Annotated in this window: 24 protein-coding genes; 7 read left to right on the forward strand and 17 right to left on the reverse strand. The window is 62.9% G+C overall.

Features of this window, described 5'->3' with window-relative positions; all coding sequences use genetic code 11:
• Positions 1 to 457: 457 nt before the first annotated feature.
• From AYM40_RS17605 to bamE, 9 genes are all read right to left on the reverse strand, one after another.
• Complete coding sequence (locus AYM40_RS17605) at positions 458 to 874, reverse strand: CopD family protein (protein WP_063497335.1); 417 nt, start codon at positions 872 to 874, stop codon at positions 458 to 460.
• A 115-nt stretch (positions 875 to 989) separates the two neighbouring features.
• Positions 990 to 2261, reverse strand: a complete 1272-nt coding sequence (locus AYM40_RS17610; protein WP_063497336.1) for a glutamate-5-semialdehyde dehydrogenase — start codon at positions 2259 to 2261, stop codon at positions 990 to 992.
• Between the two features lie 282 nt (positions 2262 to 2543).
• Positions 2544 to 3665 carry a DNA polymerase III subunit delta gene (gene holA / locus AYM40_RS17615; RefSeq protein WP_063497337.1) on the reverse strand — a complete coding sequence of 374 codons (1122 nt, stop codon included), beginning with the start codon at positions 3663 to 3665 and terminating at the stop codon, positions 2544 to 2546.
• Positions 3666 to 3750: 85 nt separating this feature from the next.
• Positions 3751 to 4302 (reverse strand): LPS assembly lipoprotein LptE, encoded by a 552-nt coding sequence (gene lptE / locus AYM40_RS17620; RefSeq protein ID WP_063497338.1) that lies wholly within the window; start codon positions 4300 to 4302, stop codon positions 3751 to 3753.
• A gap of 92 nt (positions 4303 to 4394) precedes the next feature.
• The gene (gene leuS / locus AYM40_RS17625; RefSeq protein WP_063497339.1) at positions 4395 to 6989 is read right to left on the reverse strand and encodes a leucine--tRNA ligase; all 2595 of its coding nucleotides are present in this window, start codon (positions 6987 to 6989) and stop codon (positions 4395 to 4397) included.
• 306 nt (positions 6990 to 7295) lie between these two features.
• Positions 7296 to 7733: an ExbD/TolR family protein gene (locus AYM40_RS17630; RefSeq protein ID WP_063497340.1), complete on the reverse strand. Its 438-nt coding sequence runs from the start codon at positions 7731 to 7733 to the stop codon at positions 7296 to 7298.
• Between the two features lie 24 nt (positions 7734 to 7757).
• Complete coding sequence (locus AYM40_RS17635; protein ID WP_063497341.1) at positions 7758 to 8486, reverse strand: MotA/TolQ/ExbB proton channel family protein; 729 nt, start codon at positions 8484 to 8486, stop codon at positions 7758 to 7760.
• A gap of 96 nt (positions 8487 to 8582) precedes the next feature.
• Positions 8583 to 9380, reverse strand: coding sequence for a 4-hydroxy-tetrahydrodipicolinate reductase (gene dapB / locus AYM40_RS17640; RefSeq protein WP_063497342.1), 798 nt, complete (start codon positions 9378 to 9380; stop codon positions 8583 to 8585).
• Between the two features lie 192 nt (positions 9381 to 9572).
• Positions 9573 to 10409 carry an outer membrane protein assembly factor BamE domain-containing protein gene (bamE, locus tag AYM40_RS17645; protein ID WP_063497343.1) on the reverse strand — a complete coding sequence of 279 codons (837 nt, stop codon included), beginning with the start codon at positions 10407 to 10409 and terminating at the stop codon, positions 9573 to 9575.
• A 158-nt stretch (positions 10410 to 10567) separates the two neighbouring features.
• On the opposite strand from bamE, the gene fur reads away from it, so the two are divergent.
• Positions 10568 to 11002, forward strand: coding sequence for a ferric iron uptake transcriptional regulator (gene fur / locus AYM40_RS17650; RefSeq protein WP_063497344.1), 435 nt, complete (start codon positions 10568 to 10570; stop codon positions 11000 to 11002).
• Between the two features lie 169 nt (positions 11003 to 11171).
• On the opposite strand, the gene AYM40_RS17655 is transcribed toward fur, so the two are convergent.
• The 3 genes from AYM40_RS17655 to AYM40_RS17665 all read right to left on the reverse strand — a co-directional run bounded on the left by AYM40_RS17655 (position 11172) and on the right by AYM40_RS17665 (position 14170).
• Positions 11172 to 11684: an ureidoglycolate lyase gene (locus tag AYM40_RS17655; protein WP_063497345.1), complete on the reverse strand. Its 513-nt coding sequence runs from the start codon at positions 11682 to 11684 to the stop codon at positions 11172 to 11174.
• Between the two features lie 13 nt (positions 11685 to 11697).
• Entirely contained in the window at positions 11698 to 12708 is a 1011-nt protein-coding gene (gene alc, locus AYM40_RS17660; RefSeq protein WP_063497346.1) for an allantoicase, read from the reverse strand.
• A 133-nt stretch (positions 12709 to 12841) separates the two neighbouring features.
• On the reverse strand, positions 12842 to 14170 hold the full coding sequence (locus AYM40_RS17665; protein WP_063497347.1) for a C4-dicarboxylate transporter DctA: 1329 nt from the start codon (positions 14168 to 14170) through the stop codon (positions 12842 to 12844).
• 228 nt (positions 14171 to 14398) lie between these two features.
• Here AYM40_RS17665 and AYM40_RS17670 point away from each other — a divergent pair, with 228 nt between their 5' ends.
• Complete coding sequence (locus tag AYM40_RS17670; protein WP_063497348.1) at positions 14399 to 15091, forward strand: FadR/GntR family transcriptional regulator; 693 nt, start codon at positions 14399 to 14401, stop codon at positions 15089 to 15091.
• Positions 15092 to 15177: 86 nt separating this feature from the next.
• On the opposite strand, the gene gap is transcribed toward AYM40_RS17670, so the two are convergent.
• The gene (gene gap / locus AYM40_RS17675) at positions 15178 to 16188 is read right to left on the reverse strand and encodes a type I glyceraldehyde-3-phosphate dehydrogenase (protein WP_063497349.1); all 1011 of its coding nucleotides are present in this window, start codon (positions 16186 to 16188) and stop codon (positions 15178 to 15180) included.
• Between the two features lie 95 nt (positions 16189 to 16283).
• A complete protein-coding gene (tkt, locus tag AYM40_RS17680) occupies positions 16284 to 18305 on the reverse strand; it encodes a transketolase (protein ID WP_063497350.1) in 2022 nt (673 codons plus the stop codon).
• A 408-nt stretch (positions 18306 to 18713) separates the two neighbouring features.
• On the opposite strand from tkt, the gene speE reads away from it, so the two are divergent.
• From speE to AYM40_RS17700, 3 genes are all read left to right on the forward strand, one after another.
• On the forward strand, positions 18714 to 19742 hold the full coding sequence (gene speE, locus AYM40_RS38685; protein ID WP_082855121.1) for a spermidine synthase: 1029 nt from the start codon (positions 18714 to 18716) through the stop codon (positions 19740 to 19742).
• A gap of 114 nt (positions 19743 to 19856) precedes the next feature.
• On the forward strand, positions 19857 to 20270 hold the full coding sequence (locus tag AYM40_RS17695; protein WP_063497351.1) for a VOC family protein: 414 nt from the start codon (positions 19857 to 19859) through the stop codon (positions 20268 to 20270).
• Between the two features lie 19 nt (positions 20271 to 20289).
• Positions 20290 to 21030, forward strand: a complete 741-nt coding sequence (locus AYM40_RS17700) for a 16S rRNA (uracil(1498)-N(3))-methyltransferase (RefSeq protein ID WP_063497352.1) — start codon at positions 20290 to 20292, stop codon at positions 21028 to 21030.
• A gap of 102 nt (positions 21031 to 21132) precedes the next feature.
• On the opposite strand, the gene AYM40_RS17705 is transcribed toward AYM40_RS17700, so the two are convergent.
• The 3 genes from AYM40_RS17705 to AYM40_RS17715 form a co-directional block, all read right to left on the reverse strand.
• Positions 21133 to 21702 (reverse strand): barstar family protein, encoded by a 570-nt coding sequence (locus AYM40_RS17705; RefSeq protein WP_181448381.1) that lies wholly within the window; start codon positions 21700 to 21702, stop codon positions 21133 to 21135.
• Positions 21703 to 21709: 7 nt separating this feature from the next.
• Positions 21710 to 22126: a ribonuclease gene (locus AYM40_RS17710; protein ID WP_028196427.1), complete on the reverse strand. Its 417-nt coding sequence runs from the start codon at positions 22124 to 22126 to the stop codon at positions 21710 to 21712.
• Positions 22127 to 22542: 416 nt separating this feature from the next.
• Positions 22543 to 24882: an NADP-dependent malic enzyme gene (locus AYM40_RS17715; RefSeq protein ID WP_063497353.1), complete on the reverse strand. Its 2340-nt coding sequence runs from the start codon at positions 24880 to 24882 to the stop codon at positions 22543 to 22545.
• 207 nt (positions 24883 to 25089) lie between these two features.
• On the opposite strand from AYM40_RS17715, the gene thiL reads away from it, so the two are divergent.
• Positions 25090 to 26088 (forward strand): thiamine-phosphate kinase, encoded by a 999-nt coding sequence (thiL, locus tag AYM40_RS17720; RefSeq protein ID WP_063497354.1) that lies wholly within the window; start codon positions 25090 to 25092, stop codon positions 26086 to 26088.
• Positions 26078 to 26650, forward strand: a complete 573-nt coding sequence (locus AYM40_RS17725; protein ID WP_082855122.1) for a phosphatidylglycerophosphatase A — start codon at positions 26078 to 26080, stop codon at positions 26648 to 26650. Before thiL ends, AYM40_RS17725 begins: the two co-directional genes overlap by 11 nt.
• Positions 26651 to 26667 lie beyond the last annotated feature (17 nt).

Here is a 26667-nt window from a genome sequence, read left to right on the forward strand (position 1 = left end):
AAACAGGGCCGTCGCAATTGGCATTTTTTGACCATCCCATTAATCCCTCTGGAATGGAACCACTATATGACCGGGCAATTCTCAAATTAATAGGACAGTTCCGAAATCCTAGGGAACGATAAGGATTCACCTACGACAAATTGACAAAAATAGGACTCGCGAACAGGAAACCGCCGACAGTGTACGGCTGGCAGACAACGGACACACAGGGGGACTCAGCGCAAGCGCACGAACGATGTCACGCTCAGATTAAGAATAACCTGAACGAATCACCTACTACGGAAGCATTTTGACGGGAAGAGATTGGCGCAAAAAAAGCCAGATTAAATCAACACTTCTTGACGAATGCCAACTACCCAACATTCGATTATTAAATCGCATCCTGCACGATATTAAACGCCGTGCAGGCGGACAAACAAATCTGATCAGAAAAAATTAATAGGAGAATTCCTATTTATTAAAACGGCTTAATAACAACCAATGCCACTGCCGCCAGCATCCCCAATACGGGCAGTTCATTAAACATCCGATACCACTTATGCGAGCGGCGATTCTCGCCACGCTCGAACGTCCGCAACAGCACGCCGCAATAGGCGTGGTAAATGATCAGCAACACCACCACACCGACCTTCGCGTGAATCCAGCCTTGCCCGCGTCCGATGCCGATCGCGAGCCACAGCCACAGACCGCAAGCAAGCGCCGGCACCGCGATAAACGTCATGAAGCGGAACAGCTTGCGCGCCATCGTCAAAAGGCGCGCCGTGGCGGCGCGTTCCGTCTCCATCGCCAGATTGACGAAGATGCGCGGCAGGTAGAACAGGCCGGCAAACCAGGAAGCAATCAGAACGATGTGAAACGTTTTTACCCAAAGCATCAGCGGTCCTCGTACTGCTTGTCAGCGTGGAAATGGGCGGGGGGCCGCCAGCGCGCTGAATGGAAAGCGTGTGCCCATCCTAGGGATGGTGACAGCGCGTCGGCAGCGAACCGCGTTATTGCCGGCCTTCGCCGTGCCCCAGCACTATATATTTCAGCGACGTCAGCCCTTCCAGCCCCACCGGCCCACGCGCATGCAGCTTGTCGTTCGAGATGCCGATCTCCGCGCCCAAACCAAATTCGAAGCCATCGGCAAAGCGCGTCGACGCATTGACCATCACGCTCGCCGAGTCGACTTCGCGCAGGAAGCGCATCGCGCGGTCATGGTCTTCGGTGACGATCGCGTCGGTGTGCTGCGAGCTGTAAGTGTTGATGTGGTCGATGGCCGCGTCGAGCCCGTCCACCACCTTGATCGCCAGCACCGGTGCAAGATATTCGGTGCGCCAGTCTTCTTCGGTGGCCTCGACGAGCGGGCCCACGCCCGCATCCGACAACACCGCGCGCGCTGCAGCGTCCACGCGTAGTTCGACTTCCTTGTCGCGATACAGCTTGCCCAACGGTGGCAGCACTTCAGCCGCAATGCCACGCGCTACCAGCAGCGTTTCCATCGTGTTGCAAGTGCCGTAGCGGTGCGTCTTGGCGTTATCGCAGACGGTCAACGCCTTCGCCACATCCGCGCGATCGTCGACATATACGTGGCAGATGCCGTCGAGATGCTTGATCATCGGCACGCGCGCTTCGTTCATCAGCCGCTCGATCAGGCTCTTGCCGCCACGCGGCACGATCACGTCGACGTATTCGGTCATCGTGATCAGCTTGCCGACCGCGGCGCGGTCCGACGTGGCCACGACTTGCACCGCGTCCTGCGGCAAGCCGGCGGCTTCCAGTCCTTCACCGATCAGCTTTGCCAGCGCCGTGTTGCACTCCAGCGCTTCCGACCCGCCACGCAGGATCGTCGCATTGCCCGACTTCAAACACAGCGCGGCCGCGTCGATCGTCACGTTCGGGCGCGATTCGTAGATGATGCCGATCACACCGAGCGGCACGCGCATCTGACCGACCTGAATGCCGCTCGGCCGATACTTCAGATTGCTGATCTCGCCAATCGGATCGGCCAGCGCGGCGACTTGCCGCAAGCCTTCGACCATCGTCCCCAGCGCCTTGTCCGACAGCGTCAAACGGTCGATGAACGCGGCGTCGAGCCCTTTCTCGCGTGCACGGGCGACGTCGCGCGCATTGGCATCCTTGAGCAACGCAGCATCGCGTTCGATTGCCTGAGCGACGGCCGCAAGCGCGGCGTTCTTCGCCGCCGTCGACGCCCGCGCCATCGCACGCGATGCGTGGCGGGCGCGGCGCCCGAGGTCGGTCATGTACTGGTCGATATCCATGGTGATTCTCATAGCGCCGCGCACGTCGAGGTGCGGCGGACAGGCAAAATTAGCGAAAGATCAAAAGATTGTAAGTCGGGTGGCGGAGCTTTGCTTGACGCGGTGGCCGGAGTGGCTGAGGTGAAATCCTTTGCGCCACCAACGTCGACGCTGCGGGACCTGGTACTGCGCCGACATAGACTGTGACGCGTCTGGATGCCTGCTGCTAGTTGGGAAAACCTCGCCGGCCCCTCGTCAACCTGTAAACCTCATCAGCGACTTCGGCTGCGCCGATGGTCCAGATCAGACTGGCCTTCGTGCTGGTGCGGCCACCGCAGAGCGAGGTCGTGGCGGCGGCACGGGCGCCGCCTTTGCCGGCGACGCCACCGTCATCGCCAGTTCGAACAAGCCGGCCCACGGATCGGGCGGCGGATCGTTGCGATGATTGCCCGGCGTGCCGCCGGACAATCCCTTCACCTGCCGATCCAGCCGCGCCGCCAAAGCGAGCGCCTTTTCAAGCGCGCTTTCCGTGACACGCGACAGCGCCGGCCCGATCAGCCGCTCACGCGGCCCCCACACACGGTTCTCGCGCACCAGCACCGCGAGCGGCTTGCCCGCCGCCACGCCGCGCTTGATCCGCAATAGCGTCCGCACTTCTTCAACCACCGCCCACAGCACAAGCACCGCTGCCTCACCCTCGCCGCGCAGGCCGTCGAGCATGCGTGACAAGCGACCGACATCGCCCGCCAGCATCGCCTCGTTCAGCTTGAAAACGTCATAACGGGCGACGTTCAGCACAGCGTCCTGAATCTGTTCGAAGCTCAGCGAACCAGCCGGATAAAGCAGCCCGAGCTTCTGGATTTCCTGATGCGCCGCCAGCAGGTTGCCTTCAACACGTTCGGCGATAAACGCCAGCGCGCGGCGCCCTTCTTCACCGGCAACAACCCGCTGGCCTTGAGCCGCGAGCCGTTGACCAACCCAATTCGGCAACTGCGCGCGCTCGACCGGATCGATCTTCAACGCGACGCCGGCATCGGACAGCGCGGTGAACCATGCCGACTTTTGCGTGGCCGCATCGAGCCTCGGCAGCGTGATCATCGTCAGCACGTCGTCATTCACGGCGGCGGCCAGCGCCTTCAACGTCTCCGCGCCTTCCTTGCCGGGCTTGCCGGACGGAACGCGCAATTCGACCAGTTGACGATCGCCGAACAGCGACATCGACTGACTCGCGCCAAGCAGCGAACTCCAGTCGAAACCACGCTCGACGGTGAACACCGAGCGGTCGGTAAAACCGGCTGCACGCGCCGTCGCCCGAATCCGGTCGCACGCTTCCTGCGCGAGCAGGTGCTCGTCGCCGTACACGACGTACAGTCCGGCGAGTCCCTTCGCGAGATGCGCTTCGAGCGCGTCAAGTCGCAGTTGCATGGCTACCGATCGGCGAGGTTAAACGAGTGCATAAGCGAATGCATGAGCAAGTGCTGCAAACAAAAACGACGACACAGCGCGACGCTCACAGCGGCGGCGGCGGCAACGGCGCGCGCGGCGCAACCGACGGCACCTGCTGACCCGGCCCCGGATGCAGCGAGCGCACCAGCGACAGACGGCGCGTCAGCTGGTCGATCGCGTCGTTTTCCATGTCCGCGAACAGAAGGTCGGCTTCCGCAGCCTTGGCCTGCGAGAACTGGTCGCTGTAGGTCATCGCGCGGTTCAGCGCGATCACGCTCGCCGGAATCAGCACCGTACCGTCCTTGCCAACCAGCGTATAGGTCATCGAGAGATTCATTGCATATTCTTCGACGACACCCAGCGAGTTCAGCGTAAGCGTACTGACACCGCGGCCTTCGGTGATCTGCAACGTTGCGTCCGCATTCGCTACGGAAGTGACCACAACCGTGTCGCTGCCGCCCTGCACGAGGCGCGTCAGCCGCGCGCCGGCCGCTGCCGAACCGCCGGAGATATAGAGTCGTTTGAATGCGTAGTCCTGCTGGCCGCGCAGCTGGAAGCCACAGGCGGACAACATCAGCACGCTGCACACCAGCGTCAATAACGATCTGCGAGTCACGTTGGCTCCTGGTTCGCAGTAAATTCCGCGGCGAGAGACAAGCGCCGCCATGCGCGACGGCGTCCTGCCTGCTGTCATGTTTCGGTGGGCTGTCAAACGACCACGTTCACGAGACGGCCCGGCACCACGACGATCTTCTTCGGTGCCTTGCCTTCGCTGAACTTCTCGACCGCCTCATGCGCAGCGGCGAGCTGTTCGATCGCTTCACGTGTCGCGTCTTTCGCCACCGTGAGCGCGCCGCGCACCTTGCCGTTCACCTGCAGCACGAGCTCGATTTCGGCCTGTTCGAGCGCCTGCTCGTCGACCTTCGGCCATGCTGCGTCGAGCAGCGAGCCGAATTCGTCGGCGTAACCCAGTTCCTGCCACAACTGGAACGTCTGATGCGGCACGACCGGGTACAGCACGCGCAGCATCACGCTGTACGTCTCGCGCAGCACTGCCGGTTGCGCGCCTTTCGCGCTGTCGAGCGCGTTGAGCATCTTCATCGCCGCCGACACCACCGTGTTGTACTGCAAACGCTGATAGTCGAAGTCGGCCTGCTTCAGCACACTGTAGATCTCGCGGCGCAGCACCTTGTCGACTTCGCCAAGTTGCGCGGCGTCGAACTTGCCGCCGGCGCGCAGCGCTGCTTCGTTCGCGTGACCGAAGCTCCACACGCGGCGCAGGAAGCGGCTCGCGCCTTCCACGCCCGAACCGGACCATTCGAGCTGCTGTTCGGGCGGTGCGGCAAACATCACGAACAGACGCGCGGTGTCCGCGCCGTGTTGATCGATCAGCAATTGCGGATCGACGCCGTTGTTCTTCGACTTCGACATCTTCTCGACGCCGCCAAGCACCACCGGCTGGCCGTCCGAGTTCAGCACGGCGCCGACGGGGCGGCCTTTGTCGTCGAACGAGACGGTGACGTCGGCCGGGTTGTACCAGGTCTTCTTACCCGCTTCGTTTTCGCGGTAGTAAGTTTCGTTGAGCACCATTCCCTGCGTCAGCAGGTTCTTGGCCGGCTCGCCGAACTCGATCAAGCCCATGTCGCGCATCACCTTCGCCCAGAAGCGCGAGTACAAGAGGTGCAGAATCGCGTGTTCGATGCCGCCGATGTACTGGTCCATCGGCGCCCAGTAATCGGTGCGCTCGTCGACCATGGTCTTCGCGTCCGGCGCCGCGTAGCGGTAGAAGTACCAGGACGAATCGACGAAGGTGTCCATCGTGTCGGTTTCGCGCTTGGCCGCGCCGCCGCAGGTCGGGCAGGTGCAGTTCACAAACGCTTCCGACTTCGCGAGCGGATTGCCCGTGCCGTCCGGCACGAGGTCTTCCGGCAGCACAACCGGCAGATCTTTTTCCGGCACCGGCACGTCGCCGCAGGTCGGGCAGTGGATGATCGGGATCGGCGTGCCCCAGTACCGCTGGCGCGACACGCCCCAGTCACGCAGACGCCACGTGATCTGCTTGTCGCCGAGGCCGAGTTCTTTCAGATCGGCGGCGATCGCGTCGACCGCCTGCGTGTAGTTCAGGCCGTCGTACTTGCCGCTGTTGACACAGACGCCGCCTTCCTTCTCGCCATACCATTCCTGCCAGGCTTCGGTGGAGAATTCCTTACCCTCAATCGCCACCACCTGCCTGATCGGCAGACCGTATTTCTTCACGAACGCGAAGTCGCGTTCGTCGTGCGCGGGCACGCCCATCACGGCGCCTTCGCCGTAGCTCATCAGCACGTAGTTGCCGATCCATACTTCGACCTGTTCCTGCGTCAGCGGATGCGTGACGTAGAAGCCGGTGCCCATGCCCTTCTTTTCCATCGTCGCGACATCGGCTTCAGCCACACCGCCGCGCTTGCATTCCTCGATGAAGGCTTGCAGTTCCGGCTTGTCTTTGGCGAGACGCGTGGCAAGCGGATGCTCGGCGGCGATCGCGCAGAAAGTCACGCCCATGATCGTGTCGGCACGCGTGGTGAACACACGCAGCAGCTTCTGTTCGCCGTCGATTTCATACGGGAAGCCAAAGTTCACGCCGAAGCTCTTGCCGATCCAGTTCTGCTGCATGATCTTGACGCGCTCGGGCCAGCCGAGGCCTTCGAGGTCGTTCAGCAGCTCATCCGCGTACTGCGTGATGCGCATGTAGTACATCGGGATTTCGCGCTTTTCGATCAGCGCGCCCGAACGCCAGCCGCGGCCGTCGATCACCTGCTCGTTGGCGAGCACGGTCTGATCGATCGGGTCCCAGTTGACGGTGCCGGTTTTCTTGTACGCGATGCCCTTTTCGAGCATCTTCAGGAACAGCCACTGGTTCCACTTGTAGTAATCGGGGCTGCAGGTTGCGACTTCGCGCGACCAGTCGATCGCGAGGCCCATCGACTGCATCTGCTTCTTCATGTAAGCGATGTTGTCGTAGGTCCACTGCGCCGGCGGCACGTTGTTCGCCATCGCGGCGTTTTCCGCCGGCATGCCGAACGCGTCCCAACCCATCGGCATCAGCACGTTGTAGCCGTTCATCCGCAGATAGCGGTACATCACGTCGTTGATCGTGTAGTTGCGCACGTGCCCCATGTGCAGCTTGCCCGACGGGTACGGCAGCATCGAGACGCAATAGAACTTGGGCTTATCTGTGGTTTCCGACGTCTTGTACGCGTCGATGGCGCGCCATTGCCCTTGCGCAGCGGCTTCGACGTCGGAGGGAACGTATTTTTCGTGCATGGTGTGATGGGATCGCTGGGTTCGGTGCTTTCGCACCGGGCCTGGTGCTCTGCTGGATGAAATGGCGTCGTTTCCCCTTCTGCAGGGGAAAGGGCTGATTATACCGTTCGCGGACGGGTGCGCCGCGGTGCGCGGTGCGCGGGGGCGGCAGGGTTGAGCCGGAGCGGGGCCGATGCGGTGACGTTACCGCCTGGCTCGGTGCGGCAGCGGCAGCGGTAACGGTAACGGTAACGGCAGCGGCAGCGGCAGCGGCAGCGGTAACGGCGACCCAACAGGCTCGTGCCCGGTGACACGATGCGAGCGTTGCTATTTGCTTGCCGCGGGCGGCGGCGGGTCCGTCACGAAACCGATCCGCTCGAGCCCGGCCTGTTGCGCTGCGCCCATCACCTGCGCGATCACCTCATAGCGCGTGGAGCGCTCGGCGCGCAACTGGATCTCGGGCTGGTCGGCCTGCCCTTCTTTGCCCGCTTCCACGAATCGCGCGCGCATCTGCTGCAGCGTGATGACATTGCCGTTCCAGTACAGCTTGCCGGCGGCGTCGATTGAAAGAGAAATGGTTTGCGGTGTTTGCCGCGCGGGCGCTGCCGCGACTTTGGGCAAATCGAGCCGGATCGCGTGCGTGAACAAAGGCGCGGTAATGATAAAAATCACCAGCAGCACGAGCATCACGTCGATTAACGGCGTCATGTTGATCTCGGCCATCGGCGCGGCCGTCTGCTTTTTCTCGAGTCCGCCGAATGCCATGTCGCCTCCTTCTGTCTTCCAGTCTCAGCGGTGCGTCTGGTGGGTGCGGGCGGGGGCTTGCTGAGGCTGCGGCTGGGGGCGGGGCTGATCCGCCGGCGCGCACACGTAGGCGTGCAGATCGTGCGCGAAGCCGTCGAGTTCCTCCGACAACTGCCGCACCATCCGCCCGAGCACGTTATAGGCAAGCACCGCCGGAATCGCAACCACGAGGCCGAAAGCCGTCATGATCAGCGCCTCGCCGACCGGTCCCGCGACGTTCTCGATCTGCGCCTGGCCGCTCGCCGCGATGCTGCCGAGCGCATGATAAATGCCCCAAACCGTGCCGAGCAGGCCGACGAACGGCGCCGTGCTGCCCACCGAGGCCAGCAGCACCTGACCGAACTCGAGCCGCCGCTGCGACGCGTTGAGCGCCTGACGCAGCGCCCGCAATACCCGCTCGCCGCGCTCGACGCGGGCGAGCAGCGCGCCGGGAATGTCCACTTCAGCCGCGTGCAGCGCGGCCTCGGCGAGCGGCGTGAAGACGCGCTCCCGGTCCACGCGCCTCATTGCCGCGACACCGTCCGACAAGGTCGACGCCTGCCAGAACTGCGCAATCGCCGGCACGGCCTGACGCCTGGCGCGTGTGAGGATCCAGCTTTTGACGATCAGAAAGCACCAGCTCGCAATCGACATAGCCAGCAACACATACGCGACGCCATGCGTGATCGCGTCGCTGGTTTCCAGGTAATGGATGATGCCGCTGCTGCCTGCCATCTGACCTCGCCGTTGGAAAGTGCTTAAAGGGTTGCGCGTTGCGCGAACGGACGTTCAGGGGAGCAAAGCGGGGCCGCAACCGGCCCCGTGACACGCTCAACGCAGGCCGAGCACGTCCTGCATGTCGAAGAAACCCGTATCGTGGCCTTCGAGGAAACGCACAGCACGAAGCGCGCCTTGCGCGTATGACAGTCGGCTCGCCGATTTGTGCGTGATTTCGATACGCTCACCGATGCCGGCAAACAGCACCGTATGGTCGCCGACAATGTCGCCGCCGCGAATCGCCGAAAAGCCGATCGTGGACAGATCGCGTTCGCCGGTCACGCCTTCGCGGCTGTAGACCGCGCAGTCGTCGAGATCGCGGCCGAGCGCATGGGCGATCACTTCGCCCATGGTCAACGCCGTGCCGGACGGCGCGTCGACCTTGTGACGGTGATGCGCCTCGATGATTTCGATGTCGTAGCCGGTCGCGAAATGCTTCGCGGCGTATTCGAGCAGCTTCAGCGTGACATTGACGCCCACGCTCATGTTCGACGCAAACATGATGGCGATCTTGTCCGCCGCGGCGCGCAGTTGCGCTTTCTGCTCGCTATCGAAACCGGTCGTGCCGATCACCATTTTGACGTTGTGGCGCTGCGCGGCTTCCAGATGCATCAGCGTGCCTTCGGGCCGCGTGAAGTCAATCAGGTAATCGGATTCGGCGAACACGCGCTCGACGTCGTCCGTCAGCAGCACGCCCGTCTGTTTGCCGAGAAACGCGCCGGCGTCCTGACCGAGTTGCGGGGAGCCCGCACGGTCGAGCGCGCCGGACAGCGTAGCTTCGGGGTCGTTGAGGACGGTTTCGATGAGCATCCGGCCCATCCGGCCCGATGCGCCAGCAATGGCAATTTTCATGGCTACGAGGGTTCGAAAAGGGGTAAAAAGCGGCAAATCCCGGCAAACGCGGCGGCGGGCAGCACGCCCCGGCGCCACGCCTACTGGAACAGCAACGGCCAGCACCGGTACAGCAGAAAGGCTGACGGGCGCTGCGCACGGTGCATTCCGACGCAGCGCCCGTCTTAACGTCCCAAGAGAAGGACAGCGTGCTTAGCCGCCCGTTCCCGTAGTGGACGAAGTAGACGTCAACGGCGCGTTATGCGTCGGGCCGCCGTTATTGCTTTGCGGGCCCGTCGGTCCCACCGGGTTTTCCTGCGTACCCGGAACCTGCGGCGGCGGCGGACGATGGAACTGGAACTGCGGCTGCCCGGCGGCCGTTGGGCCTTGCGGCGGAACCCCGCCACCGTTGGCGGTCGGCGCGGTAGAACGCACCGACGACTGCCTGTTGCCCGACGGCGCTTGCACGGCGTTGGTCAGCCGATTCGCGGCCTGCGCGGCCTCGGCGTTGGCGTCCGTTGACGGCACGGCTGCTGCTGCGGCGGCGTCGACGGACGGCGAAGGCGTGGTGTCCACGGCAGCCGGCGCCGCGGCTACCGGCGCGCTAGCGCCAGTTGCCGCGCTTGCCACGTTCGGCACGGCAGCCTTCTTCTTGCCGAGCTTGTCACCGTCGATTTCCGCCAGCAACTCGAGGTTGGAAGGCAGATCGTCGCCACCCGACCAGCTGGCGACGCGGTCGCCCGCGAATATGATCACGAAGTCGCGCTGTTGCACGACGTTAGTCGAACCGCGCTTGAAATAGAACACGTAGTCCCAGCGGTCCGCGTGGAACATGTCGGTCAGCAAGGGCGTGCCGAGCAACTGCTTCACCTGCGCGCGCGACATGCCGACCTGCAGCTGTGCAGCCGCTTCTTTCGAGACGAAATTGCCTTGCACCACCGTAATACGGTACGGCGTAATGCTCTGGGCAACGCGCTGCGTCAGGCTGTCGTAGGTGGAACATCCGGCAAGAACCGCGACAGTCGCAACAGCGATCAAGGTACCCCGCATGCGGCTCCCCCGGTAGATCAATTGAGATTTTGAAATCATTTCACTCACCGTGCGGGCCCGCTGACGAGCCGCGCGAGTTTCATTCCATCGAAGATGACCAGAACGGCAAAAACACATTACTATGAGAGCCCAGCATTGTACTCTAGGGATCCCTTGTCATGACCAATCCAACCGATCTCAAGAATATCGGGCTCAAGGCGACCCTTCCGCGCCTCAAAATCCTTGAGATTTTCCAGCACAGTGCGGTGCGCCATCTGACTGCAGAAGACGTCTACCGCAACCTGCTGCACGAAGAACTCGATATCGGCCTCGCAACCGTGTATCGCGTGCTGACGCAGTTCGAACAGGCCGGCCTGCTGTCGCGCAGCAATTTCGAATCGGGCAAAGCGGTGTTCGAATTGAACGAAGGGTCGCATCACGACCACCTCGTTTGCCTCGATTGCGGGCTCGTCGAAGAGTTTTTCGACTCCGAAATCGAGAGCCGTCAGCAATCCATCGCGAAGGAACGCGGCTTCAAGCTGCAGGAACACGCGCTGGCGCTGTACGGCGCGTGCACCAAGGAGGATTGCCCGCATCGTAAGCACCAACGTTGAATTGATGCAATGCCGGCCGCGTCGGGGTGCGCGGTTCGGTGGGCAACGAGAAAACCCGGCCGATAAAATCGGCCGGGTTTTTTTATGTGTGCGGCGCTGCGGCCGCGCCGGGAGGCTAGCGCCTCTTTGCATGTGCGGCGTTGCTTTGCCGCCGCGTTGCGACTCCAGCCTACTCCGCCAACTCGACACTCGCCTCAAACAGCAGCCGCCACGGCTCGGCTAACGACAATTCATCGCAGTTGGGCTGCTCGCCGCCACGATCCACCACCACAAAATCGCTCACCTGATCGAGCGCAAGCAGCGGATGGTGCCAAACGCCTTTGGCGTAGTTCACGCCCTGCCAGCCGTCGCTCCAGAAGGCACGCATTCGCGCCGAATCGAGCTCGCCCGCTGGCGCGACGACCACCAGATAGCGGCGCGCCGTTAATGGAATGAAAGCCTGACTGCCCAGCGGATGCCGCTCCATCATCGTGATTTCGATCGGCAGCGCGCGAGGCTGCGCCCGAAACAGATTGATCAGCGGCCGGCCGCCGTTCTCCGTCACGTCGACGTTCGCGAGGTCGTGATAGCGCTCGGTCGTGCCGCCGTTAATCGGGAAATGGCGCGCGCCGGCCAGTTCGATGACGTCGCCGAACGGCGCGAAGGCCGCGCGCGTCAGACGTTCCACATGCAAGGTCTTCATCGATGCAACTCCGTTATGCGAGCTCGCCCCACAAGCGCAGGCGCGACACGCCACCGTCCGGGAAGATGTTGAAACGCACGTGCGTCACCGGCCCGAGGGACGCGATGCCGTCCGCGAATGTGTGCACGTGGTCCATCTGCAGCTTCTGTTCGCCGAGCAGCACCGGCCAGAACATCGCCTGCGTGACGAGCGAATCGTCCGTGCCGCCCGTCACCGAGGCCGCCTGAAGCGAACAGCGATCGGGGTAATTGCCCTTGAAGTGCGCCGTGTCCACTTCGATCTTGTGAATCACGCCCGGCCGCGCGAGCGCGACGATCGCCCAGTCGTTGCCCGGCTCGCGGCGGCGTCGCGTTTCCCAGCCATCGCCCATATTGACGCCGCGGCCCGGCATCAGCATCTGCGAGGCCGGCCCGAAGTGCTGGTTGTTCGCGGCGACAAGGTATGCGCCGTTTTCGATCGCGGCGAGATCCAGCAGCGTGCCGCGCTCGACGCGCTCCCAGTCGCGCTTCGGCTGGCCGTACACACGCAGACGCGCGAGACCGCCGTCCGGATACAGATTCACGCGCAGATGGGTGAAGGCGCGGGCGTCGTTCACTTCGATGTAATGGTGCTGGTTGCCCTGCAACGTGGTGGCCGGCACGAGTGTTTGCCAGTCGGCATTGTCGGGCGGAACTTCGCCGTCCACGTAGCACGCGTCGATCGACGCGGCCGGCGGGAAGTTGCCGGTGAAGTGACTCGTGTCCAGATCGACGCCGTACACGACGCCCGGCCGAGCGAGCCGGATCACGCAATAGTCGTGGCCGGTGGTGCGCTTGCGGCGGGTTTCCCAGCCGTCCATCCATTTGCCGTGGTCATCGTATTTGCCGGGAATGAACACCGCCGGCTGAGGCTCGAGCATGCGTTCTTTCGGCGCGAAGAATTCGTCGCTCGCGTAGAGCGCCTGCGCGCCCAGACGCGGGTCGGCGAGGTTCATGTAGCGACGGGTGAAGGCGGGTGCGTTGGGGTCGAGGATCGGATTGGCCATAGTCTCGGTCAGGCAACGAAAAGTGAGGGAGAGCCGGCGGAGTCAGCGCATCCGCCGGGGCATAACGCGCGCCGCGTTGGCGCGCTATTGAATAGCAATGAATCTGGCGACAGTGCAACGTGCTCGCGGCGGGTCAGACGGCTGGTACGTGTTCGCCGGCAGTGGACTCGACGCCCACGTCTTCGCCCGCGGGCACGTAGCGCAGCGCTTTGTCACCATTCAGCACGCGATGAGCGCGCGCCCGGTCGATATCGTTTTCCCACACGGCAACCACCACCGTCGCCACGCAGTTGCCGATCAGGTTGGTCAGCGCGCGGGCAATACCGACGAACCAGTCGACCGGCAGAATCAGCACGAGGCCGAGCACGGGGATCGCAGGAATCGCGGACAGTGTCGCGGCCAGAATCACGATGGCCGAGCCGGGAATGCCGTGCGCGCCCTTCGACGTCACCAGCGACACCAGCACCACCACGATCAGGTCATGGATGGACAGCGGCGTGTTGGTCGCCTGCGCGATGAAAATCACAGCGAGCGTCAGATAGATGGAGAAGCCATCGAGATTGAAGGAGTAACCCGTCGGAATGACAAGCCCGACAGTCGAATCCTTGACGCCCATCCATTCGAGCTTGCGCATGATCTGCGGCAGCACGGCATCTGAAGAAGCCGTACCGAGCACGATCGACAGCTCTTCGCGCAGATAGCGGATCAGCTTGAAGACGCTGAAACCGGCCAGACGCATCACGATGCCCAGCACGACCGCCACGAACACGAAACAGCTCGCGTAGAACACCAGCACCAGCATGCCGAGTTGCTTGAGCGACTCGACACCGTAGGTGCCGGTCGTGAACGCGATCGCGCCGAGCACGCCGAGCGGCGCGAGCTTGATGATGAAACCCATCACGCGAAAGAACACCTGCGAAAGCTCGTCGATCAGGCTGCTGACGCGCTGCGCTTTATTGCCCAACAGCGATAGCGCGGAGCCGAACAGCACCGAAAACACGAGGATTTGCAGGATGTCGCCGGTCGCGAAGGCATTGATCGCCGTGTCGGGGATGATCTTCAGCAGAAAGCCGGCCGTGTCCTTGAGGCTCTTCGCGTGCTCCGTATAGGTCGACAGCGAAGCGGGGTCGAGCGAATGCAGGTTGATGTTCATGCCGACACCGGGCCGCGTGGCGTAGGCCAGCAGCGCGCCGATCACGAGCGCAATCGTCGTCATGACCTCGAAGTAGATCACCGCCTTCAGGCCGACGCGGCCGACTTTGCGCAGATCGCCGGCATGCGCCATACCGCTCACCACCACGCAGAAGACGATCGGACCGATCACCATCTTGATCAGCTTGAGAAAGCCGTCGCCGAGCGGGCGCAGCGATTGGGCGAAATGCGGGAACACGGCGCCGACCACGATACCTGCCACCAGCGCTATGACGACCCGGCCAAACAGCGAATTGAAGAATTTCAACACGGCTTCCTCCTGGTTACGATACACATCTGTTCAGACTGGTCCGACCAGTTCTGTTATCTCGAATAGTAGGAAGCCGATATACTGGCGTCAAGGATTCTAATCACGGTGTTTACCCGTTCCTTTCCCAGCGTTCCGGGGCCGGATTGTGCGCGTGTCACGACGCCCGTACGGGCGTTCAGAACGCGTATTACAATGCTGGTCAGACCGCAAACACCCAGGTGAGCCACGATGAAAAACGTTCCGCATACCGTCACCGATGCCGCCATTGCGACCATCCGCGAACGGATCGAAGGGGGCGTCTATCCGGTGGGCAGTTTGCTGCCGGCGCAGCGCCAGCTCTCCGAGGAACTGGCGATCAGCCGTGCCTCGCTGCGCGAGGCGCTCTCAACGCTCGAAGCGCTCGGTCTGCTGATGATCCGTCCCGGCAAGGGCGTTTATGTTGAGAGTGCGCAGGCCGCGGCTGCGCAACCGTGGCGCTTCGCGGCGCAGTCGTCGCTGCCGGATACGTACCAGATGCGCTTCGCACTGGAAGGCTTTATCGCGCGCATGGCGGCGCTGGCTGTCACCGATTCCGACCTCGCCTGGTTCGAAGACAACATCACGGCCATGCAAACGGCGCTCGCCTGCGATGAACTCGACGAAGCCGCCCGCCTCGACTACGACTTCCACATGCGCATCGTGAGCATTGCCGGCAACGCGGCGATCGAGTCGATCCTGAGCAGCGCCGCGGAAATCATGAAGGAAAGCCAGCGGATGCCGTTTTACCGGCGTGAACTGGTGCTGTCCACGTACACCGAGCATCGGGCGATTCTCGATGCGCTCAAGGCACGCGATTCCGCAGCCGCCGGCAAGGCGATCGAAACCCATATTTCGAACGCCGCGCAGCGCGCCGGCGTCTATTTCCCGACGCCGCAGGCGTAAAAAAACCGCTCCGAGGAGCGGTTTTTTGCAGTTGCCTTGCCACCGGCCCAAGACCAGCAGCAGAGGCACACGAAGCTAGACCAAGCTTACTTCGCGTTGGCCAGCGCCACAGCCGTATCCAGCATGCGGTTCGAGAAGCCCCACTCGTTGTCGTACCAGCTCGACACCTTCACCAGACGGCCCGACACCTTGGTCAGCGTCGCGTCGAACGTCGACGAAGCCGGGTTGTGGTTGAAGTCGATCGAGACCAGCGGTGCGTCGTTGTAACCGAGGATGCCCTTCAGCGAGCCTTCCGACGCTTCCTTCATGATCGCGTTGACTTCCTCGACCGTCGTGTCGCGCGCGGCGATGAACGACAGGTCGACGACCGACACGTTGATCGTCGGGACGCGGATCGCGTAGCCGTCCAGCTTGCCGTTCAGTTCCGGCAGCACGAGACCCACTGCCGAGGCAGCACCGGTCTTGGTCGGAATCTGGCTGTGCGTGGCCGAGCGCGCGCGGCGCAGGTCTTCGTGGTACACGTCCGTCAGAACCTGGTCGTTCGTGTAAGCGTGAATCGTCGTCATCAGGCCGTTCACCAGCCCGATCTTGTCGTTCAGCGGTTTCACCAACGGTGCCAGGCAGTTGGTCGTGCACGATGCGTTCGAGATCACCGTGTCCGATGCCTTCAGGACGTTGTGGTTCACGCCGTAGACGATCGTTGCGTCGACGTCCTTACCGCCCGGCGCCGAGATGATGACCTTCTTTGCGCCGCCCTTGATGTGCGCGCTAGCCTTTTCCTTGGTCGTGAAAAAGCCCGTGCATTCCATCACGACGTCGACGTTCAGCTCGCCCCACGGCAGTTCTGCCGGATTGCGGTTAGCCAGCACGCGGATCTTGTCGCCGTTGACGACCAGGTAGTCGCCGTCCACCGAGACTTCGCCCGGGAACTTGCCATGCGCGGTGTCGTATTGCGTCAGGTGAGCGTTGGTCTTGGCATCGCCAAGATCGTTGATGGCGACGATTTCGATATCGTGCTTCTTGCCGTTTTCATAGAAGGCGCGCAGCGTGTTGCGGCCGATCCGGCCGTAGCCGTTGATTGCGACGCGAATCGTCATGGTCTATCTCCTGATGGCTGAAAAAAATCTTCCATGTGGGTCTGATTTGCGGGGATTGCCGCGCGTGGGGTCCGCGCGGCAGCCGCGAATGCAGATCAGCCCAAGGCGGCTTTGGCCGTCGCTACCACGTGCTCGACGGTGAAGCCGAAATGCTTGAACAGCACGCCAGCCGGGGCCGATTCGCCGAACGTGTCGATGCCGACCACGCCGCCTTCCAGACCCACGTACTTGCGCCAGAAATCCGTGACACCCGCTTCGATCGCGACGCGGCGCACGCCATGCGGCAGCACGCGTTCACGGTATTCGGCGTCCTGCTTGTCGAACACGGTGGTCGACGGCATCGACACGACGCGTGCCGCGATGCCTTCGCGAGCGAGCGGCTCGACCGCGTTCAACGCCAGTTCGACTTCCGAACCGGTGGCGATCAGGATGACCTTGCGCGCGACGATCTCGTCGTTCCAGTCGCGCAGCACGTAACCACCCTTCTCGATGTTGGCGATCTGCGCGTCGGTACGCTCCGAGAACGGCAGGTTCTGACGGCTGAAGATCAGGCACGACGGGCCGTGGTGCTCGACCGCGTGGGTCCAGGCCACCGCCGTTTCGACCGTATCGGCCGGGCGCCACACTTGCAGATTCGGAATCAGACGCAGGCTCGCGACGTGCTCGATCGACTGGTGGGTCGGGCCGTCTTCGCCCAGACCGATCGAGTCGTGCGTGAACACGAAAATGGACGGCGCCTTCATCAGCGCGGCGACGCGCAGCGCGTTGCGGCTGTAGTCGGAGAACGTCAGGAACGTGCCGCCGAAGGCCTTGAAGCCGCCATGCAGCGCGATGCCGTTGATCGCAGCGCTCATGCCGAACTCGCGCACGCCGTAGTTCACGTAGTTGCCGGCTGCCTTGCCTTCAGCGTTCACCCGCACCGGCTTGGCGGCCTTCCAGTTGGTCAGGTTCGAACCGGTCAGGTCGGCGGAACCGCCGAGCAGTTCCGGCAACACGGCCGACAAACCTTCGATAGCTTGTTGCGAAGCCTTACGTGTCGCGACGGTTTCCGCGCGTTCGTTCGCACCGGCGATGATGGCCTTGGCCTTTTCTTTCCAGTCGGCGGGCAATTGCTTCGCGTCGCGGCGCTTGAATTCCGCGGCTTCCTGCGGGTATTTCGCTGCGTACGCTGCAAACGCCTTGTCCCAGTCGGACTCGATGCGCGCGCCGGCTTCCTTCGCGTCCCATGCTGCGTAGACTTCCTGCGGAATCACGAACGGCTCCCACTTCCAGCCGATCGCTTCACGCGTTGCTGCGATTTCCTTGTCGCCGAGCGGCGCGCCGTGCGAGTCGTGGCTGCCAGCCTTGGTCGGCGCGCCTTCGCCGATCACGGTTTTGCAGCAGATCAGCGTCGGCTTGTCCGACAGCTTGGCTTGCTTGATCGCGGCGTCCACCGCGTCGACGTCATGGCCGACCACGTTCGGGATCACGTTCCAGCCGTACGCTTCGAAGCGCTTCGGCGTGTCGTCGTGGAACCAGTGGACCACTTCGCCGTCGATCGAGATGCCGTTGTCGTCGTAGAACGCGATCAGCTTGTTCAGCTTCAGCACGCCCGCGAGCGAGCAGGCTTCGTGCGAGATGCCTTCCATCAGGCAGCCGTCGCCGACGAACACGTACGTGTGGTGGTCGACGATTGTCGCGTCAGGCTTGTTGAATTCGGTGGCGAGCAGCGACTCGGCGAGCGCCATGCCGACCGCGTTTGCCAGCCCCTGGCCGAGCGGGCCGGTGGTCGTTTCGACGCCCGGCGTGATGCCGTATTCCGGATGGCCCGGCGTCTTCGAATGCATCTGGCGGAAGTTCTTCAGCTCTTCCATCGGCAGGTCGTAGCCGGTCAGGTGCAGCAGCGAATACAGCAGCATCGAGCCGTGGCCGTTCGACAGAATGAAACGGTCGCGATCGGCCCACTGCGGGTTCTTCGGATTGTGGCGCAGATGGCGCGACCACAGCGCCACGCCGATTTCGGCCATGCCCATCGGCATGCCGGGGTGGCCGGAATTCGCTTTTTGAACAGCGTCCATGGACAACGCGCGGATTGCGTTGGCCATCAGGGAAGTGGGTGCGGGAGACGGGGTCGTCATGTCGAGTCCGGAGACAGAGTCAGAAAGCGGTACGCGCTTGAGGCCCGGCTGCTCGAATGCCAGTCCACTTCGGCGCACGGTGCGGCGCCGGGAGACGCGAGGCGGGCAGAGCAAACGGACAAGGCTGAAAGCGTGACATTCTAACAGAACGTTCACCAGCCCCCTCGCGGGGACGCCCGCCTCGCTGCCTGGTCCGCGCTGGGTCCGCGCTGGGTCCGCGCTGGGCCCTAGCTGGGTCTGCGCTGGGTCTTAGCTGGCTGCGAGCTGGTTCTGGGGTGGCCGCACGCTGGTTCTTGGGTGGCCGCGCCAGTTCGAGCCGGCGCTGCATGCGGACGGGGTCACGCCGCGAGTGCGCCTTTACAATTGAGCGACACCAACCCACCGCGCTCCGAAAGGAGCCCGCCATCCGTGAGCGCTCCCCTGCTGTTCCAGCCAACCGCCGACGCAGTCTACGGATTTCCGAACGCGCTGCTGCTTGCGCGCGTCGATTCGCCCTACCAGCGTATCGAGGTGTGGGACACGCCGCAGCTCGGCCAGCTATTTACACTCGACGGCCGCCCGATGACCTCGACCGGTGACGAGTTCATCTACCACGAATGCATGGTGCATCCCGCCGCTCTGGCGCATCCTTCGCCGAAAACTGCGCTGGTGCTGGGCGGCGGCGATGGCGGCGCCGCGCGGCAATTGCTGAAGCACCCCAGCATTGAGCGGATCGTGGTGGCGGAGCTCGACGCCGAAGTCGTGCGCATGACCCGCGAGTATCTACCCGAGGTACAGGGAGGTGCTTTCGACGATCCGCGCGTCGAGCTGGTGATCGGCGACGCTGCGCATTATGTCGCGGGGGCCGCCCACGGGGGGGCTGCCCAAGCAGGGACCGCCCATGCGACGACCGCCTTGGCAACCGCGGAGACCGCAAGGGCATCGGATTCGGCTCACGCGGCAGGACAGGCTGTGGCACAGGCACACGCGGCGACGACGGCTTCGGCTTCGGCGGCGGCCACGGCCACTATGCAGTTCGATCTGGTCGTCTTCGACCTGACGCCGCCTGACTCGCCCGCCGCAGGCCTATACACACCCGACTTCTACATGCAGCTCAAACGCGTCATGAGTCCGGCCACCGTGCTCTCCCTGCATCTCGGCTCGCCGTATTTCCACGCTGAACGCGTCGCCGGCCTGCTCGACGATCTGCGCGACACATTCGCCATCGTGCGCACGATGCACACCTTCATCCCGCTCTATGGCTCACTCTGGATGATGGCGACCGCCAGCGACACGCTCGACCCCGCCTCCCTCGCCGTCGAAACACTCGCTGAGCGCCTTGCCGCGCGCCGAATCGCCTCGCTGAAGCATTACGACCCGGCCCTGCACGCCGGACTGTTCTCGGCTTCCCGCTCCGTGCGCGATAAACTAAGTCAATTCTTAAAGCCATCAAGCTAACGCGTGGGCAAAATGCACGGCTCGGTCGGCGCGCGCTATCGGTGCATCGATACGCGACCGACCACCTGGCCTCGCAGCATGCATCCCGCAAACCCAATAGATCCGGAGAACCCCATGACCGCCCCCCGCCCAGCCGGTGTGCCCTGGTTGACCCCCTATCTGACGGTGCGCGACGCACGTGCCGCGACCGCGTTCTTCGAAGCGGCATTCGGCTTCGAGGTACGCGATAGCGTTCAGGACGACGGTGTCGTCATGCATGTCGAGATGACCTATCAAGGCCAGCTGATCGTGATGTTCGCGCCGGAAGGCGCGTTCGGCTCGGCGGCGAAAACACCCAAAAGCGCGGGCGCGATTGCGCCGCAATCGTTCTATGTCTATGTCGACGATGTCGACGCGGTTTACACGCGGGCACTAGCCGCCGGCGCAAAATCGCTGAGCGAGCCACAGGATCAGTTCTGGGGCGACCGGTTCGCCCAGGTCGAAGATCTGGACGGCTACCGTTGGGCGCTCGCTCGCCACCTTTCCTGAACCAATGAGTATTTTTCTGATGCCTCGCTTCTTCGTCGGTACGCCTCTCAAGCCCGACGACATCATGCAGTTGCCCGATGACGTCACGCGCCACATCCTCGTGCTGCGTTTGCAGCCCGGCGATTCGATCGTGCTTTTCAACGGCGAAGGCGGCGAATACAGCGCCGAACTCGTCGAGGTCGAGCGCCGCTCAGCCAAGGTGAGAATTCACGAATTTCGCAATATCGAAGTAGAAGCGCCGTACCACCTCACCCTCGCGCAGGGCATTGCCGGCGGTGACAAGATGGACTGGCTCATCGAGAAGGCAGTCGAACTCGGAGCCTCGTGTTTCGTGCCGCTGACCACCACGCGCAGCGTCGTGCGCCTTTCCGGCGACCGCGCGCAGCGGCGTCATGTGCACTGGCAGGGCATCGTGCGGGCGTCGTGCGAACAATGCGGGCGCAATCGCCTGCCGGAAGTAATGCCAGTGCGTGAGATCGCCACCTGGCTCGGCGCGCTGCCTCGCACGCCTGAAGAAGGCGAAATGCGCATTCTGCTGTCGCCGCGCGCCAGTATCAGTTTTTCGGCGCTGCCCGCCAATCCGCCGTTCGGGCGCGTGACCGTGCTGGTCGGCCCGGAAGGCGGCTTTTCGGCCGCGGAAGAAGCCGCTGCGACCGACCACGGATTTGCCGCAGTCGGTCTCGGTCCGCGTGTGTTGCGCACTGAAACCGCGGGCATCGCCGTACTTTCGGCGCTGGCAGCACGCTGGGGCGGCTGGTAAGCCAAAAGCAAAGGCCCGCCGATCGGGCGGGCCTTTCTCTTTGTTTTGCTACGGCTGGCAGTGGGTTCGGGGAAACCGCTCGGGCAACCTTTCAGGCATGCCTTATGCAAACGAATAAAACACCCGGAACGCGACCTTGCGCTCGGCCCAGAACTCGGACGCTTCGCGGAACACGTCCAGGAGCGTCTCGCGCCCTTCCTTGTCGAACTTTTGTGCGACCGGCAGTTGCTCGAGAACGATCACAAACCCGGGTTGCGCGCCTGCCTTTTGGACCAGATCCGTCAGGCAATCGTAGAGCGCGTCGTAATTCTTGCCGAAATGTTTCGGAAACAGGAACGACGTAGCAATGGTTTCCAGCACTTCCTGTTTGGACTGCGCATTCGCACAGTACGCATACAGAAAATGCTGGCCGAGTTGATGGGCCTCGTCAGCTAGATCCTGCACGCGAAACGCGCGGATCGACTGTACGATGTTCGGTCGTACGGTCTTGAAAAGACTCATGGGCTCCTCGTTCGAAGAAAGCACAGTGCCAGCTTCGCTCTGGTTATCCCGGTCCTGGTCGCCGGCGCGCATCCGCATGACGCGCTGGAACAAATTGCCCTCGCCAGCCGCGAAAAGATCCGTCGCGACTCCGGTGTCGTGCGCGTAGACGTTGTCGCTCATGCCGTTCATCCCGATGTCATTCAACAATACGATTAAAACTGGTGTAATGGTCGTCCGAGTAGTAACAGTTGTCGATCCGCTGTAGCGGACCTCCGCAGACGATGCGACGCGCCCCGCGGTTTCGTGAGCGAGGCGTGGGGACGGTGTATTCGTGGTAATAGCCGCGCCGATGCGGCGGTAGCAACCGTTCGCGATTGCCGAATACGATGCCGTCCTTCTCATACGGGTAAGGCCCACCCGCGGCAATCAAGTTCAACGTATTGACCGCTTCGCGCGGCAACTGCGCCGCCGCGATGGTGCCCTGCACCTGTGCTTGTGTATCGGCGGGTGCCGTGTAGTCGCGCGCAAACGCGCCAGGCACGGAGCCAGACAAAGCGCAGAGCGTCAAAGCACCGATCAGCACGCCTTTGATGCGTTGCCACTTGCGTGCCATGAATCAAGGTTCCCCGCTGTTAGATCACGAGTTTGACGACCATGAAAGTCGTAAGGGTATCGCTAAAACCCCACAGAATCAACGTTCACCGGACAGGCAAAAGCTTCCAATCGCGCGGGAAAGAGCCACGGAACAGGCTTTGACGACTTTTGACAGAATATTTAGCTCGTGTAAGCTAAAATTAACCTAACGAAGCAAATTGGGCGGGCCCAAACCCACGGGCCACCCATTGCGCAGCCCATTCCTTGTAGTGAAAGCCTTGCGGTTCCGGCGGTCTCTCGAAGGCGGAATGGTCTCATTCAGCCTTTTTTAGGGTGGCTATCCCCTGTTCACCCGCAGGCGTGCCCGTTGCGGGCACGCCTTTTTTTTACATGGCGCTTTAGTCACGACGCCACGCTTCAGTCCCGGATCAAGGATCAGCGGGCGGCGATCACGTCTGCCACCAGCAGCGCCGTCATGTTGACGATGCGGCGAACCGTGGCCGAAGCCGTCAGCACATGCACCGGTTTGGCCGCGCCGAGCAGCATCGGACCAATCGCGATGTTGTTGCCCGCGGCGGTCTTCAGCAGGTTGTACGAAATGTTGGCGGAGTCGATGTTCGGCAGCACCAGCAGGTTCGCGTCGCCTTCGAGTGTCGAGTCGGGCAGCACCTCGCGGCGCAGATTCGCGTCGAGCGCGAGGTCGCCGTGCATTTCGCCGTCCACTTGCAGCTCCGGCGCGCGCTCGCGCAGGATCGCCAGCGTGTCGCGCATTTTCTGCGCGGTCGGCGCATTGCTCGAGCCGAAGTTCGAATGCGACAGCAGGGCGACCTTTGGTTCGATACCGAAGCGGCGCACTTCGTCGGCTGCCATGATCGTAATCTCAGCGAGCTGTTCCGGCGTCGGATCGACATTCACGTGCGTGTCGACCAGGAAAATCTGGCGATTCGGCAACACCAGCGCGTTCATCGCCGCATAGACCTTCGCGCCTTCCTTCTTGCCGATCACCTGATCGATGAAGTGCAGGTGGCGATGCGTGGTGGACACCGTGCCGCAGATCATGCCGTCCGCCTCGCCCTTTTCCACCATCATCGCGCCGATCAGCGTGGTGCGGCGGCGCATTTCGAGCTTCGCCATCTGCGCGGTGATGCCCTTGCGGGACATCATTTTGTGATATTCCTGCCAGAAAGCGCGGTAACGCTCGTCGTGGTCAGTATTGACGACCGTGTAGTCCTGCCCTGCGACCAGACGCAGGCCATAACGCGCGATGCGCTGTTCGATCACCGCCGGACGGCCGATCAGGATCGGCTTTGCGAGCTTTTCGTCGACGATGATCTGCATGGCGCGCAGCACGCGCTCTTCTTCGCCTTCCGCGAACACAATGCGCTTCTTCTCCGGCTCGACGCCACGCGCCAGCTGGAAAATCGGCTTCATGGTCGTGCCGCTGTGATACACGAACTGCTGCAGATGCTGTTCGTACGCTTCCATGTCCTCGATCGGACGCTCGGCAACGCCCGAATCCATCGCGGCCTTCGCCACTGCCGGCGCGACCTTGACGATCAGTCGCGGGTCGAACGGCTTCGGAATCAGGTAGGCCGGACCAAACGAGAGATCCTGGATGCCGTACGCGGTCGCGACGATATCGCTCTGTTCCTGGCGGGCCAGTTCGGCGATCGCATTGACCGCGGCGATTTCCATTTCACGCGTCACCGTCGTCGCGCCCGCATCCAGCGCGCCGCGGAACAGGAACGGGAACACCAGCACGTTGTTCACCTGGTTCGGGTAGTCCGTGCGGCCCGTGCAGAGTATGGCGTCAGGACGCACTTCGAGCGCCAGTTCCGGCAGGATTTCCGGAGTCGGGTTAGCCAGCGCCAGGATCAGCGGCTTGTCAGCCATCTGCTTGACCATGTCCTGCTTCAGCACGCCGCCGGCCGACAGGCCAAGGAAAATGTCCGCGCCGCCGATCGCCTCAGCGAGCGAGCGAGCGTCGGTTTCGCGTGCGAAGCGTTCCTTGTCCGGGTCCATCAGTTCGACGCGGCCCTTGTAGACCACGCCGGCCAGGTCGGTGACGGTGATGTTTTCGAGCGGCAGGCCGATGTCGACCAGCAGATCCAGACACGCCAGCGCTGCCGCACCCGCGCCGGACGCCACCAGCTTGACCTTCTTGATGTCCTTGCCGACCACCTTCAAACCGTTGGTGATGGCCGCCGCGACGACGATGGCCGTGCCATGCTGGTCGTCGTGGAAAACCGGAATCTTCATGCGCTTGCGGCATTCGCGTTCGACGATGAAGCAGTCCGGCGCCTTGATGTCTTCGAGGTTGATACCGCCGAAGGTCGGCTCCAACGCGGCGATCACCTCGACCAGCTTGTGCGGATCGGACTCGTTCAGCTCGATATCGAACACGTCGATGCCGGCGAACTTCTTGAACAGGACGGCCTTGCCTTCCATGACCGGCTTCGAGGCGAGTGGCCCGATGTTGCCGAGACCCAGCACCGCGGTGCCGTTCGTGACGACGCCGACCAGGTTGCTGCGCGCGGTGAAACGGGCGGCGTTCAGCGGGTTTTCGACGATTTCCTCACACGCGAACGCGACGCCCGGCGAGTATGCCAGCGCGAGGTCGCGCTGGTTGATCATCTGCTTGGTGGGGGCGATCGCGATCTTCCCGGGGGTCGGGAACTCGTGATAATCGAGGGCGGCTTCGCGGAGTTTGCTATTGACGGGAGTCGACATAAGGCGGGCTTCGAAGGGCGGATTAGAATAGATGTTCGACGGCATTGTAGCCCCAATTGCCGGCGCAATTCCTTCAATACGGGTACAACTGCCGCGACTGAAACATAGCGAAAGGCAGATGTGGCACGCTCCAGGCCAACTACTCGTTGAATCGGGGTTGAGTGCGAATAGAGCGTTTACCCGCGAACATCCCCGTACAATGCCCGCCGTTAGCGGCTTTTCGTTGCACTTATCCGTTCACCCATTGCCACCATGCTCTCCGAGTTTTCGCTGATCGATCGCTTCTTCGCCCGCCGCGCAGCCGCTGCGTCATCCCCTGCGGCTGAAGGCGAGCTTGGCATCGGCGACGACTGCGCCCTGCTCGCGCCGCGCCCCGGAGAAATGCTGGCGATATCGACGGACATGCTGGTGGAAGGCCGTCACTTCTTTCCTGATATCGATCCCGAGGCACTCGGTCACAAGGCGCTGGCGGTGAACCTGTCGGACCTGGCTGCGATGGGCGCGCGGCCGCAGGCGTTCACCCTGGCGTTCTCCTTGCCGAAGGCCGACGAGGCATGGCTCGCCGCCTTCAGCGACGGCCTCTTCGCGCTGGCTGAGCGCTACGGCTGCGATCTGATCGGCGGCGACACGACCGGAGGGCCGTTGAATCTGTGCATCACCGTATTCGGCAGCGTGCAGCCGCAAGTTGCGCTGCGCCGCGACGCCGCGCAACCGGGCGATGACATCTGGATTTCCGGCACGCTCGGCGACGCACGTGCAGGGCTAGGCGTGCAGCGCGGCGAGTGGTCCGCCGATGCGAGCGACACTGCGACATTTAGTCGCGCCCTCGAACGTCCAGAACCGCGCGTCTCCCTTGGTCTCGCGTTGCGGGGCATCGCGCATGCAGCGCTCGATCTGTCGGATGGGCTCGCCGGCGACCTGCTGCACATCCTGGAACGTTCGAAAGTGCACGCCAGTGTCGACGTCGACGCCGTACCGCGTTCAGCCGCGCTATGCCGCCTCCCACCCGAGATCCAGCAACGTTGCACGCTAACCGGCGGCGACGACTACGAGTTGTGCTTCACCGCGCCAGCTGCGGCGCGCGCCAAGGTCGAAGCAGCCGGCCGCGAGGTCGCGATACCGGTCACCCGCATCGGTACAATAAGCGCTCTTCAATCGGCGGCTGACCGCCCGGCGATCGGTTGGCAGAATGCCGCCGGCGCGCCCCTTACTCTGACGTTGCAAGGCTTCGATCATTTCCATGCCGACTGATCCCCCGCTGGTCCCCGCCGACGACCTCATCGGCCATCCGCAGCCCAACGCGTCCGGCCCGCGCGCGCCGCGTCCGCAGCCGCGCCGCGCCACCGCGCGCTTCATGCTGTCGCACCCGCTGCATATTCTGTCGCTGGGTTTTGGCAGCGGCCTGTCGCCGGTTGCGCCGGGCACGATCGGCACGCTGTTCGCATGGGCATCGTTTGCCGTCCTGAGCCGCTATCTGACCGTGGTCGAGTGGGGCGTGCTGATCGTCGCCGGCTTTTTCGGCGGCATCGCGATTTGCGGCTTTACCGCGAAGAAACTGGGCATCGACGATCCGTCGCCGGTCGTCTGGGACGAAATCATCGCGTTCTGGCTGGTGCTGCTGATGGTCACGCCGGTCACGCTGACCGGGCAGTTTGCCGCGTTCATCGTGTTCCGCTTCTTCGACATGGTAAAACCGCCGCCGATCGGCTATTTCGACCGCCGACTGAAAGGTGGCTTTGGCATCATGTTCGATGACCTGGTCGCCGCGTTTTTCACACTGCTCGTGATTGCGCTCTGGCGCATGTCGGTTTAGCCGTCGCCGGTTCGCCG

It is taken from the genome of Paraburkholderia phytofirmans OLGA172 (assembly GCF_001634365.1).
In the GTDB taxonomy this organism is placed as follows: domain Bacteria; phylum Pseudomonadota; class Gammaproteobacteria; order Burkholderiales; family Burkholderiaceae; genus Paraburkholderia.